Below are 823 nucleotides of genomic sequence, written 5' to 3' on the forward strand. Positions count from 1 at the left end.
ACGTGCGAGAACACGTTCCCAACAGCTAATCCAAAGGCCCATCATGCCCGTCACCGCCGCCGACCTGACCCTTGCCGCGCAACTGGCCGATGCCGCCGGTGCCGCGATCCGTCCCCGCTTCCGCAGCAATTACGGGCTGGAGATCAAGGATGACGCATCCCCCGTCACCCTCGCCGATCGCGAGGCGGAGGCCGCGATGCGCACGCTGATCGAGCGCGAGCGGCCGTCGGACGGCATTCAGGGCGAGGAATATGGCGTCCGCGACGGCACCAGCGGACGGGTATGGGTGCTCGATCCGATCGATGGCACGCGCTCGTTCATCGCCGGGCGACCGATCTTCGGCACGTTGATCGCGCTGGTCGAGGATGGCTGGCCGGTGCTGGGCATCATCGACCAGCCGATCATCGGCGAACGCTGGATCGGCGCGGTCGGGCGCGGCACGACCTTCAACGGCCAGCCGGCAAAGACCCGCCGCTGCCGCGATCTGGCCGACGCGCTGTTGGCGACGACCAGCCCGGCGCTCTTCGACGACGGGCAGCTGCACGGCTTCGAACATGTCGAGGCGAAGGTGCGTTCGACCGTCCTGGGCGGCGACTGCTATTCATACGGCACGCTGGCATCGGGTCATATCGATCTGGTGGTCGAGGCGGGCCTGAAGCTGCACGACTTCGCCGCGCTGGTCCCGGTGGTCGAGGGTGCCGGCGGCACGATGAGCGACTGGTCGGGCGATCCGCTCCATGCCGGCAGCATCGGCGAGGTGATTGCTTTGGGGGATGCGGCGCGGCTTGAGGATGTCGTCGAACTGCTTGCCTGTCGCGGCGGG

The 823-nt window shown here is 68.0% G+C and carries 1 protein-coding gene; it reads left to right on the forward strand.

Features of this window, described 5'->3' with window-relative positions; translation table 11 throughout:
- Nucleotides 1-43: 43 nt before the first annotated feature.
- A partial coding sequence (gene hisN / locus ASE59_RS16200; protein WP_056458733.1) for a histidinol-phosphatase occupies nt 44-823 on the forward strand: 780 nt, incomplete at its 3' end.

The organism is Sphingomonas sp. Leaf10 (assembly GCF_001421245.1).
In the GTDB taxonomy this organism is placed as follows: domain Bacteria; phylum Pseudomonadota; class Alphaproteobacteria; order Sphingomonadales; family Sphingomonadaceae; genus Sphingomonas.